The 15,356-nt window shown below is 49.2% G+C and carries 14 protein-coding genes; 6 read left to right on the plus strand and 8 right to left on the minus strand.

The window, feature by feature from the left end; genetic code table 11:
• Positions 1-20: 20 nt before the first annotated feature.
• The 5 genes from TSP01S_RS03870 to TSP01S_RS03890 all read right to left on the minus strand — a co-directional run bounded on the left by TSP01S_RS03870 (position 21) and on the right by TSP01S_RS03890 (position 6,032).
• Positions 21-497 carry a metallophosphoesterase gene (locus TSP01S_RS03870; protein WP_041076629.1) on the minus strand — a complete coding sequence of 159 codons (477 nt, stop codon included), beginning with the start codon at positions 495-497 and terminating at the stop codon, positions 21-23.
• A 20-nt stretch (positions 498-517) separates the two neighbouring features.
• Complete coding sequence (locus tag TSP01S_RS03875) at positions 518-2,275, minus strand: fibronectin type III domain-containing protein (RefSeq protein ID WP_041076631.1); 1,758 nt, start codon at positions 2,273-2,275, stop codon at positions 518-520.
• Positions 2,276-2,617: 342 nt separating this feature from the next.
• Positions 2,618-3,901, minus strand: a complete 1,284-nt coding sequence (locus tag TSP01S_RS03880) for a clostripain-related cysteine peptidase (protein WP_041076633.1) — start codon at positions 3,899-3,901, stop codon at positions 2,618-2,620.
• The gene (locus tag TSP01S_RS03885; RefSeq protein ID WP_041076635.1) at positions 3,898-4,923 is read right to left on the minus strand and encodes a D-cysteine desulfhydrase family protein; all 1,026 of its coding nucleotides are present in this window, start codon (positions 4,921-4,923) and stop codon (positions 3,898-3,900) included. Before TSP01S_RS03885 ends, TSP01S_RS03880 begins: the two co-directional genes overlap by 4 nt.
• Positions 4,920-6,032 (minus strand): alanyl-tRNA editing protein, encoded by a 1,113-nt coding sequence (locus tag TSP01S_RS03890; RefSeq protein WP_041076638.1) that lies wholly within the window; start codon positions 6,030-6,032, stop codon positions 4,920-4,922. The genes TSP01S_RS03885 and TSP01S_RS03890 overlap by 4 nt, the downstream gene beginning before the upstream one ends.
• Positions 6,033-6,082: 50 nt before the next feature.
• Here TSP01S_RS03890 and TSP01S_RS03895 point away from each other — a divergent pair, with 50 nt between their 5' ends.
• Genes TSP01S_RS03895 through TSP01S_RS03905 form a run of 3 tightly spaced genes read left to right on the plus strand, consistent with a single transcriptional unit; the run spans position 6,083 to position 9,140 of the window.
• Complete coding sequence (locus TSP01S_RS03895; RefSeq protein ID WP_041076640.1) at positions 6,083-7,240, plus strand: DUF401 family protein; 1,158 nt, start codon at positions 6,083-6,085, stop codon at positions 7,238-7,240.
• Between the two features lie 10 nt (positions 7,241-7,250).
• Positions 7,251-7,928: a DUF47 domain-containing protein gene (locus TSP01S_RS03900; RefSeq protein ID WP_041076642.1), complete on the plus strand. Its 678-nt coding sequence runs from the start codon at positions 7,251-7,253 to the stop codon at positions 7,926-7,928.
• 12 nt (positions 7,929-7,940) lie between these two features.
• Positions 7,941-9,140 (plus strand): inorganic phosphate transporter, encoded by a 1,200-nt coding sequence (locus TSP01S_RS03905; protein WP_041078410.1) that lies wholly within the window; start codon positions 7,941-7,943, stop codon positions 9,138-9,140.
• Here TSP01S_RS03905 and TSP01S_RS03910 read toward each other — a convergent pair.
• Genes TSP01S_RS03910 through TSP01S_RS03920 form a run of 3 tightly spaced genes read right to left on the minus strand, consistent with a single transcriptional unit; the run spans position 9,133 to position 11,836 of the window.
• A complete protein-coding gene (locus TSP01S_RS03910) occupies positions 9,133-9,456 on the minus strand; it encodes a hypothetical protein (protein ID WP_041076644.1) in 324 nt (107 codons plus the stop codon). The two genes, TSP01S_RS03905 and TSP01S_RS03910, sit on opposite strands and share 8 nt — an antisense overlap.
• Complete coding sequence (gene feoB, locus TSP01S_RS03915; RefSeq protein WP_041076646.1) at positions 9,453-11,372, minus strand: ferrous iron transport protein B; 1,920 nt, start codon at positions 11,370-11,372, stop codon at positions 9,453-9,455. The genes TSP01S_RS03910 and feoB overlap by 4 nt, the downstream gene beginning before the upstream one ends.
• Complete coding sequence (locus TSP01S_RS03920) at positions 11,369-11,836, minus strand: FeoA family protein (RefSeq protein WP_052463490.1); 468 nt, start codon at positions 11,834-11,836, stop codon at positions 11,369-11,371. The genes feoB and TSP01S_RS03920 overlap by 4 nt, the downstream gene beginning before the upstream one ends.
• 90 nt (positions 11,837-11,926) lie before the next feature.
• Between TSP01S_RS03920 and uvrC the strand changes: the two genes are divergently transcribed.
• The 3 genes from uvrC to TSP01S_RS03935 are packed head-to-tail and all read left to right on the plus strand — an operon-like array spanning position 11,927 to position 15,353.
• A complete protein-coding gene (gene uvrC / locus TSP01S_RS03925) occupies positions 11,927-13,603 on the plus strand; it encodes an excinuclease ABC subunit UvrC (RefSeq protein ID WP_041076649.1) in 1,677 nt (558 codons plus the stop codon).
• A gap of 14 nt (positions 13,604-13,617) precedes the next feature.
• Positions 13,618-14,070 (plus strand): hypothetical protein, encoded by a 453-nt coding sequence (locus TSP01S_RS03930; protein ID WP_041076651.1) that lies wholly within the window; start codon positions 13,618-13,620, stop codon positions 14,068-14,070.
• Complete coding sequence (locus TSP01S_RS03935) at positions 14,067-15,353, plus strand: nucleotidyltransferase (RefSeq protein WP_041076653.1); 1,287 nt, start codon at positions 14,067-14,069, stop codon at positions 15,351-15,353. The genes TSP01S_RS03930 and TSP01S_RS03935 overlap by 4 nt, the downstream gene beginning before the upstream one ends.
• Positions 15,354-15,356 lie beyond the last annotated feature (3 nt).

A 15,356-nucleotide genomic window follows, 5' to 3' on the forward strand; every position in this document is an offset into this window, starting at 1 on the left:
ACACTGGATTCTTTTTTTCTTCACAATCGGTACACATCAACCTGCCCAGTTTCTGGATCCACGAAAACGGCGCTCGGCTTTTCGGCCAGGTATCCACTACCATCGCCTGGATTGACCAGAACGGTCCTGCCCTGCTTTCGTACATCGAGTTTGTGCGTGTGCCCGTAGAAAATGAAATCGTACTGCTGAGAAATTAGGAGGGCTTCCAACGCGAACGGTTCGTGCATCATGACGATCTTCTTTCCATCGACTACCAGCTCGATGGGTCCTTTGACGATCCTTCCCGAAGCTCTTTGGGCCAGAAGCAGTACTTCTCCATCGTTGTTACCGAAGACTGCGTGGAATTCTGCTTCGATCTTCAACAATCTGTTCAGCGCGAAAGGTGATACTACATCACCACAGTGGAACACGTGTGTCACGTTTCGACGTCTCGCCTCTTCAACGAATCTTTCGATGCTGTTCAAGTTGTCGTGCGTGTCAGAGAGGATCAACCACATCGTTTCACCCCCAGAACACTTCAATCGGCAAACAGTGCCACTGCATTCTGTGAAAGAACGGCCGACAGAATCTGAGTGGCTGAGAGGGTCTCTGGATCGATCGAGTAGATTTCCAGCTTGTTAGTATACAGTATGTACAACAGGTTTCCAACCATCTTGACGGCTTTGGGGAATGTCGAGCTCAGCCTGATGAGACCTGCTTTTCCGATCCTACCTAAGTAGACTCCACTGTTGTAAACTCCGATGCAGAATAGATCGCTCGAAGCGTCCAGACATCTAACGTCGCCGTTCACAGGATAGCTGGTCTCTGGAAGCAAAGTTGAAGCGTTCATTGTGTAAGAATCGAGCGTGTATGTGCCGTTGTTCTCGCAAAGCACGAACACGAACTGTCCTCGCGTGAAAACCCTTGCCGGATTTTCTATTCTCTGAACGAGGAGTACTCGAAAAGTCTCAGGATCGATCACGTGGAGGTCTTGGTTACTCAGAGCGACCACGTAACGGTCCGCATCTATCGTGGTCGTGTTTATCGATAAGGTTTTGATCCGGTTCAAATCCAAATACGGCAATTTCTTGAGCGTGCCAGATGAATATAAGAACAGACATTCATCGTTCATACTGAAATTCTGGCTGAAGAGAAGAGTGTTGTGCTTGAAGCTGGATAATGTTCTCAAATCGTTTGCGTTCAGCTGAAACAAGGAACCGGAAGTGAGAACGTACAGATCATTTCCCACGGCCCTCAGCGCTTTGATTTCCTCCGAAACCGAACTGGAAGCAACGGAGGTTATCGATGACTGACCCATCCTGAATCGGGCTATCGTGTTGTCTGCGAAAGCGATGAAAATCCTCTGCGTGTCCCTGACGATCCTGAAAGGCTCGGAAAAACCACTGTGCCTTCCATCTTCACTCACGACATTGAAAACATAACAGTATTCAACGTTTTCTACCACATCTCGATCGAGGAACGAAGTGGAACTTCCTTCGTAAACTTTGACCCAGTAATCTTGTTCCAGCCTGTATATTTCGTATATGGAAGCTCTTTCCACTGGCAACCAGGAAATCAGGATTCCTTCGTCGGTGTTCGTGAGTGTGGCTGTGGAAACTGTCTGAGGACTCTCTATGCTTATTAAAAGCTCGACGTTCCCAAATTCGTCTATTCTGAACGAATACTCGTTCATCCTGCCAGGTTGAAGTTCCAGCCCAATCGACGCGTTTTCAGGCCATACCAGCATTTCTGTTCCCGACTGATCGTACAGAGTGAGCCTGGCATTCCACACCGCGCTCGCGAGGTTGTGAAACTCGAAGGTCGCTTTGCCGCTCTGAAGATTTCGTGTTTCGTTCATGAAACTCTGTGAGGACCATACGCTCAGTTCCACACTGCCTGCTTGAGTAGACGCGACTGAGACGTTTATCTTTAGATCCGCGGAGTTCAGAGTCATGGGCACGCTGACTGTGCTCTGTTTCCCCGCAACGACTTCCGCCCGTGTTTGACCGATGTAAATCGCGTAGCCCTGGTCGTCTCTGAGCTCGACGTAGACGTCCCAGACGCCTTTCTCGATCGATTGAAAGACGACGCCGTCCTGGTTCACCAAGTTCACATCTTTGGAGAGAGTCCTCATACCCTTGCTGAGTACGATGAGCGCCGAGGTCGGCATGCTGCTCGGGATCGCCTTGGTGAAAACGAATTTCACGACGAGAGAGCCCGTTTCGTCACAGACAGGAACGCAGGAGATGAGGAGCAGCAAAGATGAAAAGCACAGGAGCAGAAGTTTTCTGTTCAACCTATCCACCTCCTGAGGCAGTCTGAGCAAGATTCTATCATCGCTGATGCTTGTCTGAGCTTCTTTGCGTTCGATGACTCGTTCATAAGCACATTCTTGGCGCGATCTTCATCTGAGAAGAAAGCCAGAATAGAAGGCGATGCGGAAAGGGACACTTTCTCAAAAACCTCGGAGGTGGGGTTGATAATAATCATTAAGGATAACAAAAGTCTCCGGCACCGAAGGGGTAGACCTATGCCAATTACGGTTTCGTACTGGTTCCTTTCATCCGAGCGCGCTCTCCACAAAATAGATACGGACAGGATCGATTAACGAAAAGTAATTTCACTGTGAACAAGGAATTCACCACAGATTGTCCAGCCAATCGAGCCATCCGGTATGCTTGGCGAAAGAGAGCTGAGAATACATATCGTAGTAGTTTTCGAGTTCATTCTTATCCATAGGTAAGAACACACTGAGATAGATTTTGAGGTCAGTGACTTCTGGAATCCGTGCCGATTGGAACTCACTCAGGGCTTGATCCCATCCAAATTGTCCCAGAACTTCACCAAGGTCGCACAGACGAGGTCTATCGCTGTAAACAGTCGCACGGATCTGGATCGCAGGAGTTCCATTCGTCATGGTGGCCAGAACGCTCACAGCTCTGCCCAGCTGGTCTGAACGCCAGCCGTTCAGTGCATCTTCGTAATCGGTGCCACTGTAAGTTTGCCTCCAGTACCCAATTACCTTCCTGCAAAAATCTTCAGGTTCAACATGTGAAACCTCACTGAGAAATTTGTAGTTCCACCCCGAAGCTGGTATCAAACTTGGAGCAGCGATGAAGTAGTCGGCGAGATCTTTCAGTTCGTAAAGAACTTCCACTGAACCCATCAAACACGCATCGAAGCCCAGCACGTCCCACCGGAGATTTTCCAGGGCTTCTTTCAGTTCCAAAATTTTCAAAAATTCCCTGCTTTCGTCATCGTAGGAAATACCCTTGACTCTGTACGGATCGGTGTCGTCCCACGCCGTCCCATGGTTCCAGAGAACGAGCGCCTTCCTCCTCGCGGCGTACGCGTGGTATTTTTCGACGAAACGTGAAAGACTATCCTTAGATCCACTGTTGACATCGTTCGCGAACGATTCCACCTTGACGAACCTTCCATCGGTTGAAAGTGCGTAGACTCCATCGTTCAGATTCCCACTCTGATCCACAAACGCTATGACCGCAACGTCTTTCGCTGCCATCTGCATTTCTACAAGATCGCCACTCACGTAGTTTGAGAGGTTGTTGTCCGCACCGAACCAGCAGAGAACAAGCCAGGAGGCCTCTTGCACGTTGAGAAGGATTTCTTCCGTGACTTCTTTGTAGCTCACCTTCAGTTTGTAAAGACCTGCGTTGAGAAACAAAGGTACTCTCGCATACCCAGACTCGTCCGTCGTGAAGGTCAAACCGTTCACGTTCACATCGACACCCTTCAAAGGAACTCCGAGCCAATCAACGACGCCGATCTTCAGCTCAAACGGCCTACCGGCGTACAACTTGTCCGGCAGAATGACTGTGATGTTGGAGCCGGCCAGATTCACGCACGATACTGAAAGAAACATCGAAAAGGCGACGAAACAGAAAAGGATGAACCTTTTCACAGCTCCATGAACCTGTGCGCCTGCGCGAACAGACCGAACGTGCCACCGGTGTGAACGAACAGAACTTTTTGACCTCTCCTGCTCGTCTGAAGCATGCCTCTGAACGCCTTGGATGTGTAGACCGGATCGAGCACGATTCCTTCTGTTGATGCCGTTATCTTTATGCATTCAACGTCGGCCTCGGTTGGCACAGCGTACGCCGGGCCACTGAAATCATCCGTGATTTTGATATCTTCAGGCTTCACGTTCACTCTTATTCCGTATTCGGCGAGTTCATCGACGATCTTCAACACCTTCTCCACGAAATATTTTGCTTCCCTTTTGGTCACGTTGATCCCTATGACGGGCGTTTCGTATCCGAGGAATCTCAGACCTGCGAGCAAACCGGCATAGGTACCACCGCTGCCTACGGCGCAGTAGATGGCGTCGATCTGTGAAAGGTCGATCTGATTCGTCATCTCTGCCACGGCCCAGACGTAACCGAGCGCCCCCAGCGCGTTCGATCCTCCTTCCGGTATGATGTAAACCTTTCGACCCTGGGACTCGTACTTTTCTTTGTACTCTTCAAAAACCTCGTCGATCTTCGCGTACTGTTGTTGAGAAACGAAAACGATCTCAGCACCGAGCAGTTTGTCGATCAAAAGATTTCCGTTAACTGCTTCTTTGAAGTATTTCCACTCGGCCTCATCACTCGCAAAGAAACTCCTGATTCTCCTTGAGAGGTTGTTGTTCTGTTCCGGCTGGCTCTCTCTCAGGAACAGAACCGGTTTCAAACCGAGCTTGACACACAGATGAGCGGTCGCGCGTGCGTGGTTGGATTGTTCCCCGCCGCAGGTGAACACCGTATCACATCTGTTTCGTACTGCGTCGGCCAGGAGGAACTCGAGTTTGCGAATCTTGTTGCCTGAGGATATGAACTCTGTGAGATCGTCCCTTTTAACGAATATCTCACGTTCATAACGCCTGCTGAGCCTCGGCAGAATTTCAATCGGTGTAGGGAGTCTGGCGAACGATAACTTCATTCTTTCACCCCCATCGCTTTTTCGAGAGCGTTCAGGAACTCCTCCATACTGATGTTCGCTTTCACCGAGCCACGTTTTTTGCCGCCACCGCCCGGCGCGTTCAAAACCAATTTCAGCTTCGAAACGATCTGTGCGCAGTCCAGTGTTTCTGAACTCAGAACGAATTCTTCCTCGACTTTACAAACCATGAGGTCTGCATTGTGACTTTTCAACAACGCTTTTGCCACACCATCGAACCCCTCGTAAAAACTGACCCTGTAACCGGAAATCTCTCTGCCCGGCAAGCTGTTCTTGATGGCTTCCGCGTGTTCCTGTGACAGTCTCTCGAGTTGAGAAGAGAGGAATTTGACCTTCTCTATCAGAGATTCGACCCTGGTCCCGAGGTCTTCCAGAGAACAGGTGAGGGCCTTTTGAAGAGCTTTCGTTACGAAGATGCACTTTTGAAAGTGTTTGAGAGCCCTTGCACCTGCGACGAAGTAGACCCTCGTCAAAGTGCCCTTCACTTTCTCCCAGTCGATGATCTTGATGATCCCAATTTGACCAGTATTTTGGACGTGAAACCCTCCACAGGCGGCTGTATCGAAGTCCCCAATTTTAACGATCCTGACGTTCTGTCCAACCTTTTCACTTATAGATTTTCTCAGATTCATTCGCTCGGCTTCATCCTTGTCAACGATGAGGATTTCTACGTTCAGATGGCTTCTGACGATTTTGTTTGCCAGATCTTCCACATCTTCTATGGTCCTTTCGGTGAGAATCGGTGAGTCGATATCTATCGTTGATGATTCTTCACCCATATGGAAGCTCAAAGTTTGTGCCTGCGCTATTTTCAAGAATGCTGCCGAAAGGATGTGCTGTGCGGAATGCTGCACCGCGATATCTTCGCGCCGGGTCAAATCGATCTGGAAATCGTACTCTCCGATCTCGATGGGTCTGTCTATCTTGTGGTGAATTTCGCCACCACTTTCTTTCACAAAGAGCACCCTTGCGGGTCCTATAGTACCGCGATCGCCCAGTTGACCGCCTTTACCGTCTGGATAGAAAGGGCTTTCATCGCTCACGGCAAAAAAATCTTTGCCTTCTTCATACAGTCTCTTAATTTTGATCACACGCTCTCACCCCATCGGTAATATTAGAATCGTGCTCGGGAGGAAACGTCGTGGTCGTCTTTTCAATCATCTTTTCATTAGCTTTGATAATGGTGGTACAGCGGTTGGCCAAAATCTTGCTCTTATCTATGATATCAGGTTTTGGCTTTTTCGTATTCATGAACGGTGCTGTGAGAACTGCACCAATCAAATTGTTGTTTGCTGCTCTTCAGGATAGATCTTTTCTAACGCTCGTTCCAGCCATCTTTTTCATATATTTCCTTGGCGAGATCATGGAAACATCTGGGGACGCTGAAAAAATGGCGCAATCTGTACAGAAATTGTTTCATGGTTCAAGGGGCGCTGTGGTCTTCATTCCGTCCGCGATTGGTCTCATGCCGATGCCAGCAGGTGCTATGTTCACAGCTCCGTTGGTGGATTACATCGGGAAAGATATGTCCAGTCTGGAAAAGCTGATGGTCAACTACTGGTTCCGGCACTGTCTGGAGTTCTTCTGGCCAGTCTATCCCGCGATGTACCTGCTCGCTGGATTGACTTCCATGAAGGTGGGAGTGATTTCCTTAAAGCTCTTCCCACTCTTCCTGGTGTCATTTCTCTTTGGCTGGCTGTACCTGAACGGTTTGAAACTGCCAAAATTCAACAGGCTCAGTCGATCGGAGTGGAAGCAACTCTGGCCTTTAATTTTGGTCCTTTCCGTTGGACTGATGATACTTCTCTTCAAAATGGAAGGCTGGCTCGCACTACTTCTGGTGAGTTCGTTGTACGCGATAGTCAGACACGAACATGTTCTGGAAGCTGTGAAGCGCACCCTGAAAAGGCTCGATGTTGTACCCGTGCTTCTGATCGTGTTCATGTTCAAACATGCTATGGTAGACTTCGGACTGGGTGAACGTGCAAGCCAGGAGCTCACAGGGTTCGGACTCAGTTCAAAGCTCGTCGCAATCGTTTTGCCCTTGCTCTCTGGTATGTCGACAGGCATAACGCATGCGGCGGTGGGCATATCGTACCCTGTGGTTGTGGGTATGGGCGGCGAAGAAATCGGACTTCTGATTTATGTGTTCTCCGTTCTTGGAGTGTTGCTCTCACCGGTACATCTGTGCCTGGTTTTGACGCTGAAATACTTCAGGGTAGATTTATCGAAAACCATTCTGAGGATGTTACCGTTGGTTCTCTTGACTGGCCTGGTGGGATATCTTCTCTACGGATGAGGTGAAGCGCATGGCTAAGTTCATCGGGAAACTTTTCCCCCCCGAGTCACCTTTGAAGCTGCTGTACGATCACGCGAAGTTAGTCGAAAAAGCTACGGAACAGATCACGGTGGCACTGGAAAAGTTTTTCCGCAACGAACCCCTGGATGAATTAGTTCAGATGGTCGACCAGCTCGAAGACGAAGCGGACGAGATAAAGATCAGGATCAGAGAGGTGTATTCGAGGTTGAAGTTTGTCTACTTCGACAGGGTTGATCTGTTGCTGATACTTCACGACCAGGATGCCGTGATCGACGCCGTGGATGACTTTGTGAAACTGCTCTTTATATACAGGTTCGATAAGCCTCTGCAGAAAGAATTGATGGATATGCTTTTCGACCTCGCCGAGAAGGTTCAGGATGCGGTCAAGTTCATGGTGGAGTCCGTTCGGGAGCTGTCTAAACTCGTCGAATCCGCTTTTTCACCAGTGGTTGCCAGCGAGGAGAACATGCTCGCACAGAGGGTCGAGTCCGATGAAAGTGGAACGGACAGATTGTCACTCGCCCTCGCCAAGAAGATCTTCTCGCTCAAAAACGTGCTCCATCCGGTGGACATCATGTACCTTGAAAAGATCACGCGGTTGCTGACCCGAGCCGCGGACCGTGCGGAGAACGTCGCCGAAAGGATTAGAATGATCGCCAGGAGCTGAGGAGTGATCGAAGTGATAGCGTTCATAGCGTTCGTCATAGGCTTCATCATGGCCTTATCCATAGGTGCGAACGACGTGGCGAATTCCATGTCCACGGCGGTAGGCGCACGAGCGATAACTGCCAGGCAAGCGGTGATGATTGCAGCGGTTCTCGAGTTCTTGGGTGCCGTGATGTTCGGGTCGCATGTGGCGACAACGATAACGAAAGGTATCGTGAAAGTTGAATTCATGAACGATCCAAAAGTGGTCCTCGCGGGTGCGCTGGCTGCTCTGCTCGGTTCCTCAGTGTGGATCTTGCTGGCGACCGTCTGGGGTATGCCCGTATCAACCACACATTCGATCGTTGGAGGTATGGCGGGTTTTGGAATAGCGAGTGCGGGTCTTCATGCGGTCAACTGGGAGAGAATGATCAGCATCGTTATCAGCTGGGTTCTGTCACCTATCGCCGGTTGGTTGCTGGCTTATGTGCTTTTTAAGATCATATCTCACACGATCCTCAGAAGGGTCCATCCCGCAAGTGCCATGAAGAAAGCGATACCAGTGATTGTTTTCGCCACATTTTTCATAGTGTGTTTGCTGTTCGGTCTCAAAACTCTGAAAGTATCGTTCGACAGGAGCTTGACTTGGTCTGTAATCATAGCGAGTATCGCAAGCGTATTCGGAGTGGTTCTGTTGCACAGGCTCAAATCGAATTCAGATGAATACGAATACGTCGAGTCAGTTTTCAAAAGATTGCAGATCATGACGAGCTGTTACGTGAGCTTTTCTCATGGTGCTAACGATGTGGCCAACGCAGTTGGTCCACTCGCTCTGGTTTACTGGATCATATCTCATGGAAACGTGGCCCAGAAAGTTCACGTACCACTCTGGTTGCTTGCGTTCGGTGGTCTCGGTATCTCCGTAGGAGCGCTCTCACTCGGCCAGCAGGTTATGAAAACAGTTGGAGAGGAAATCACCCAACTGAACAATTCTCGAGGATTTTGTATCGATTTCAGTACCGCTTCGACCGTGTTGCTCGCTTCTGTGCTTGGCCTACCTGTTTCCACCACTCACGTTGTGGTAGGTTCCGTGGTCGGTGTCGGCATGGCACGCGGTCTGGAACTCGTCAACGTTGGGGTTTTGAAGAACATCCTGATCTCGTGGTTTGCGACCGTCCCAGTGAGTGCCCTTGCTTCGGCTGGATTTTACTTTCTCATCGTCCGTTTCATTTGAAATGTCTCTTCACTCTCAGTGCTTGGATTAACCCAGCCGAGCCGAGTATTATCATCAAAGTCCTCGATAGGTTGAACTTCAATTGCAGCTTCGATAGATCGTTCAGCAAGGTCAAAGCTCCGACGATGAAGAACAGAACGCCTCCCACCATGGCGTGTGCGTATATCCTATGAGGATCGTTTCTCGACTCCAGCAAACCGAAAAGATAGACGAGCGAGAAGATGAACACACAAATGGCGAGCATAGCCTCGCTTTTGAACATGTAAAAGGACAGCAAGACCGCCACCAAATGTTCGATCAAGAGTAGTAGCTTCACAGCAGCACACCTCCTATCGTTTTCACAACCAGGGCCATGAGATAAGCAGCGAAGAAACTGTAAATCACCGCGATGATGACGTACTTCGTGCCGATTTCCGACCTGATCGTTGCGAGCGTTGCGAGGCACGGAACATACGCCATAACGAACACGATGAAACTGTAAGCTGTCAGAGGATCGAACAGATGTGACATTCGTTCCACCAGCGTTCCTGGCTCTGCACCCAAGATCATCCCGAACGTTGAGACTATGATTTCTTTCGCCGCCACACCGAAGAACAAAGCAGTTGAAGCGCGCCAGTCGAAGTTCAGCGGTTTCAGGACGTACGAGATCGCTCTACCTATTTGTGCCGCGAACGAGTTCGTCACATCGTGGGGGTCCGGAAAATACATCGTGGCCCACAGAACGATCGATGCCACGAATATGATGGTACCTGCTTTGACGAGGAAGTGTTTGCCCCTCAGCCACGTGTAGAGAGCCAAATTCTTCAGTGTAGGTAATCTGTACCTCGGAAGTTCCAGGACGAAAAAGCCACGCTGACCTTTGAATATGATCCTGTTAAGTACGAGCGAGCTCATCATCGCCATGAATATACTCAAAAGATAGATTGAAAAAACGACCGAGCCCTGGTTTCGGGGAAAGAAGATCGAAGCTATCAAAAGGTACACGGGTAGTCTGGCGCTGCAAGATATGAACGGTACTGAGAGAACCGTCACGATCCTTTCCCTCGTATCGTATATGCCCCTCGTGGAGAGCACGGCAGGTACGGAGCAACCGAAACCGAGAAGGAAGGACATGAAGGATCTCCCTGAAAGTTTTAGAGTGTACATGATTCTGTCCATAACGAAAGCTGCTCGCGGTAGATATCCTGAATCTTCCATTACGCCGAGTAAGAAAAACAGCGCGAAGATGTTTGGAACGAAGGTGAGGACAGAACCAACGCCAGCTATGATTCCATCTGCCAGCATGGACGAGACGATGTTCTCACCGAGACGTGTTTTGATTGTTTCAGCGAGGTAGGTGAAAAACCCATCAAGCAGGTCACTCAGCGGCTGAACAGTTTCGAAAGCGAAGTTGAACGCCAGATACATGATGGCCAAAAAGATGGGTATTCCGATGAACTTGTGAGTCATGACGTGGTCTATCGCTTCGCTCAAGGAAAGTCGTTTCGACGTGGCAGCAACGGATTCTTTAATAATGAGACGTATGTGTTCATACCTCTCTTTGCTTATCTGAGTTTTCAAACTTCCGGGTGGTATGGTCAGTTCAGCTAACCTCTGGACAGTCTCCGGATCTCCTTCAAGATACTTTATCGCGAACCATCGCGAAGCAGATTCGCCGATCTGGGCCTCTATGATGCTTTTCAATTGTTGTATAGCTGCCTCAATCTCGCCACTGAAACTGAACAGAATCCTCTTCGATTCAGTGGAAGCAGTCGCGACAATCACGTCCAGCAGCTCATGGATGCCTTCTCCAGTCACGGCGCTCGTCAGCACGACGGGGACCTTCAAATGTTTAGAGAGCTCTTGCCTGTCTATGTTTATTCCACTCTTTCTGGCCTCGTCTATTGCGTTCACGACCAGAACGGCCTTCACTTCGAGTTCTATCACTTCCAGAAGCAAGTAAAGTCCCTGTTCAAGAGAGAGAGCATCGGCAACGACCGCAACCACATCAGGAGTGTTGTAAAGCAGAAAATTCCGTGCGATCCTTTCGTCCATGGAAACGGAAAGCAGACTGTACGTACCGGGCAGATCCGTCACGATCAGTTGGTGTCCTTTCCAATTTCTCACACCTTCTTTTATCTCCACCGTCACGCCGGGCCAGTTAGCGACGTACTGCCTCATACCGGTGAGAACATTGAAGAGGCTGGTCTTTCCGACGTTGGGATTGCCGCAGAGGGCAACACGAATTGTCAAGCTTCATCCCTCCTGACGAGGATTCTCCTGGCCATACCGCTTCCTATCTTGAAAACGCCTTTTTCTGTTTTTACGAGACCTTTTGACAGAACACTGACAATCTTGCCGGGCTCGATTCCCATCATCCTGAGTTTCGTCTGGAAATGCAAGCCCCCAAACAAGTGAATGATTTTCCAGGTTCCTTCGGTCACATCGGAAAGCAGTTCTATCCCGTTTTCCAGAGTCACCGTGATTCGCTTCGCTTCGTCGTTCCGCAAAGTAATCATCTTGCCCATGACCAGGTAAGTCCTTGGATCACCCAAGGGGGCGGACATGATGACCTTGATCTTGCTACCGGGCACGAAACCGATCGAAAGCAACCTGTTGCCAACCGAATCGTTGGGAACAGAAATAATCGTTGCCTCGAACCCTACGGGCACGTCCGAGAGCGACACGTCCTTCACCCCTTTCTTGTTGAGATTCATTCTCAATAATGATGATAACACCACCCCAACAGGACTTCAAGGGATTTTCTTGCCGGTAAACAGGTAAAATAAGAAACCGGAGGCCAGGTGATGGACCTTCGAAGGAAGGCGGAACTTGCCCCAAGAAAACCTGGTGTCTACATCTTCTACGGCGTGGGACGTGAATACCTTTACATAGGTAAAGCTAAGGATTTGCGCCGCAGGTTGATGACTTATTTTTCCAATTCCGCTCACACCAGAAACACAAAAGTGAAGGCCTTGTTGGAGGAAGCTGTTGATCTGGACTATTTGGTGGTTTCGAGCGAAAAAGAAGCCTTGCTGCTCGAGGCCAGTTTGATCTTTCAGCACAAACCAAAGTACAATGTGATGCTCAAAGAAAGCGAATACTATCCCTACGTTGAGATAACGAAAGATGACTTCCCGCTGGTGAGGATAGTCAGGAAAAGAACGGTCGAGGGAGAGTACTACGGACCTTACACGAACATCACGTTGTTGAGAAACCTTTTAGACTATCTGCAGCAGGTATACCAGTTCAGAACGTGCGAAAGGGATTTGACGAAGGTCAGAAAACCTTGTGTTGAACATCAGCTGCACAGGTGTCTGGCACCGTGCTCCCACCAGGTGGACCCGGAAACTTACATCCGTGAGAGTATTGAGCCTTTGCGAAGATTTCTGAAAGGTGAAACACAGGAAACGTACAGGATGCTGGAAGAGAAGATGAAAAAACACGCGGCCATGCTGGATTTTGAGACGGCTGCCAAATACAGAGATCTTCTGTTCAACCTGCAGCATCTTTTGGAAGGTCAGGGTGTGGTGCTCGAGCCCTGGCGTAACTTAGATGTTGTGGCTAACAGCGGTAAGTGCTACGTGGTACTGCGTGTCAGGGGAGGAAACATCGTTGCCAAACTCGACTATACGCTCGATTCAGCAAAAATCGAGGACTTTCTCTTCCACTATTACATAGTGAACAAGAACGAACTGCCGAAACTTGTTCTGACGAAAAAGCCAATCAAGCTCGACATCGACGCTGAAATAAGACCCCCTGTGGACGAGGTAGAATTTGAGCTGATGAGAAAAGCGAGAGAAAATGCCATCATGAGCGCCCAGAAACTGGGGCTCAATCTTGGTGCACTCGAGCAGTTGAGGGATTTGCTCAAACTTTCAACCGTTCCAACCTTAGTCGAGGGATTCGATGTGGCACATTTGCAGGGACAACTCACCGTGGCTTCTGTTGTTGTGTTCAGGGATGGTTTTCCTGTAAAGTCACTCTACAGACATTACAGAATCTCCAACGTCTTCAACGATGATCTGGAGGCTCTCAAGAGCGTGATCAAGCGCAGGTATTCCAAGTACCCAGTGCCCGACCTGATCTTCGTAGACGGTGGTGTCGGTCAGGTTCGAGCTGTGGCGGACGCTCTGAAGGAAATTGGGCGAGAATGCGCCGTGGTTGGTTTGGCTAAATCTCGAGAGATCGTTTGTACTGTTGATGGGGAAATTCCCTTTCCCACGGATCACCCTGTGGTACGCTTGCTCGTTGCGATCAGAGATGAGGCACACAGATTCGCTAACATCTTTCACAGAAGATTGCGAGATCGGCAGTTGCTCGAATCTATCATAGAGACGATACCCATGATAGGACCAAAAAGGAGAAAGAAGTTGATGGAAAGGTTCTCGAGTGTTGAGCAAATCAAAGAAGCGTCCCTGGACGAACTCACAAAGATTCTTGGAAGTGCAAAGCTGGCAAAGTTACTCGTCTCAAGGATATGATTGGGGTGATGTCGGTGAAATCCATACTCTATTTGGCGACCCTCGTGGGTATACTTTGGTGCAGTCTCGGACTTTTGATGCTCGTAGGTTATTCACTCCTGAGCCATTTTTCACCGTTCTTGAACGATTTTCTCAATGTTTCTGTGAAAACTTCGAAGTGGTTCTTGGCGTTCGCACTGTTTTTCACAGTTTCTGGTCTTTGTACCTCTCTCTACGCCTTGGCGAGAGCGAACAGAGACAATTACATGGTTTTTCTTTCTTTCGCATTTTCCTCAAACGCATCTTCTATAGCCGTTCAGATCTACAGGATGGTCGCTAATGGGATCGGCTGGTGGGCCGCAGACCTTCTCGGGACTCACAGCGAAGTCAGTTTGGTGAAGTGGCTGTCGATCTTTTTGCTGCTGTTGTCCCTGATTCTCTTGTCGTTTCAATTCAGCTTGATAAGGATGGAGAGGCGTGCGCCATGAGAGTACTTGGGATCATCGTCGAGTACAATCCTTTCCATAACGGTCATCTGTATCACTTGACGCTGGCAAAGGAACTCGTAAAGCCAGATTATGTCGTGGCTGTGATGAGTGGCAATTTCTGTCAGAGAGGAGAACCAGCCATCATAGATAAGTTTGCTCGAACCGAAATCGCCCTGCTGAACGGAGTAGACTTGGTTCTCGAACTTCCTTTTGTTTACGCAGTTCAAGACGCGGGTGGCTTCGCGCGCGGTGCGGTGTGGTCGTTGCACAACACGAACGTGGTGACGGACATCGTTTTTGGTAGCGAATCGGCTGACTTATCCTTTCTTCAGAAGATCGCCGAGGTGATGGTAAAACAACCAGACCCATTCCCTACGTTGATGAGAGAAGAACTGAAGAAAGGGCATTCTTTCCCGAACGCGAGAAAGTACGCTTTGATGAGGTACTTCGACCTGACCAAGGAGATGGATCCGAAACAGGTTCTGAGAATAGAAAAATCGAACGACATACTCGGTGTGGAATACATCAGATCGTTGATGATTCTGGGCAGCCAAATAAAACCACACGTAATAAAGAGGGTTGGTGCGGAAGACAGAGACGAACGATTCCAGGGCAAGTTTTCGAGTGCGACGGCGATAAGAAAGTGCATATCGAACGGAGACTGGGAAAAAGTGGCCAAGGCATTGCCCGTGAATAGCCTCAGGGTCGTCTCGCGCGAACTGAACGAAGGTAGAGGGCCCGTTCTCCTACAGCATATGGAAACTCTGATTCTCTCAAAGTTGAGGCTTATGGATAGAGCCCAACTTCAAAGGCTTCACGGCTTCGATGAAGGACTGGACAAACGTTTCATCGATTGTGCATCGAAGGCAACGAGCTTAGAAGATTTCTTTGCGTGCGTTAAGAGCAGGCGCTTCACGTTGAGTAAGATCCGAAGGCTGTGCCTTTATGCTCTGTTCGATGTTACGAGCGATTTTGTGGAGAAGTCTAACACGTTTGGCCCACAGTATCTGAGGGTGTTGGGTTTTTCTGCGAAGGGCAGAGAACTCCTATCGAAGATGAAACGCGTTTCTCGTGTACCGATCATCTCGCTGTGCTCTCTGTACAGAAAAGTTTTGGATCAATCGATGAAAAAGCCTGAGCGGTTCCAGATCCATCCTGAGTTGTTCGAACAGCAACTGTTGTACGATATCAGGGCGACGTCGATATACTCTCTTTTGTTCCCAAAGCAATCCGAGCGGATAGGTGACAAGGATTTCAAAGTTCCACCGATCATGATCACTTAGGAG

Origin of the sequence: Thermotoga caldifontis AZM44c09 (assembly GCF_000828655.1) — a bacterium.
Taxonomy (GTDB): Bacteria; Thermotogota; Thermotogae; order Thermotogales; family DSM-5069; genus Pseudothermotoga_A; species Pseudothermotoga_A caldifontis.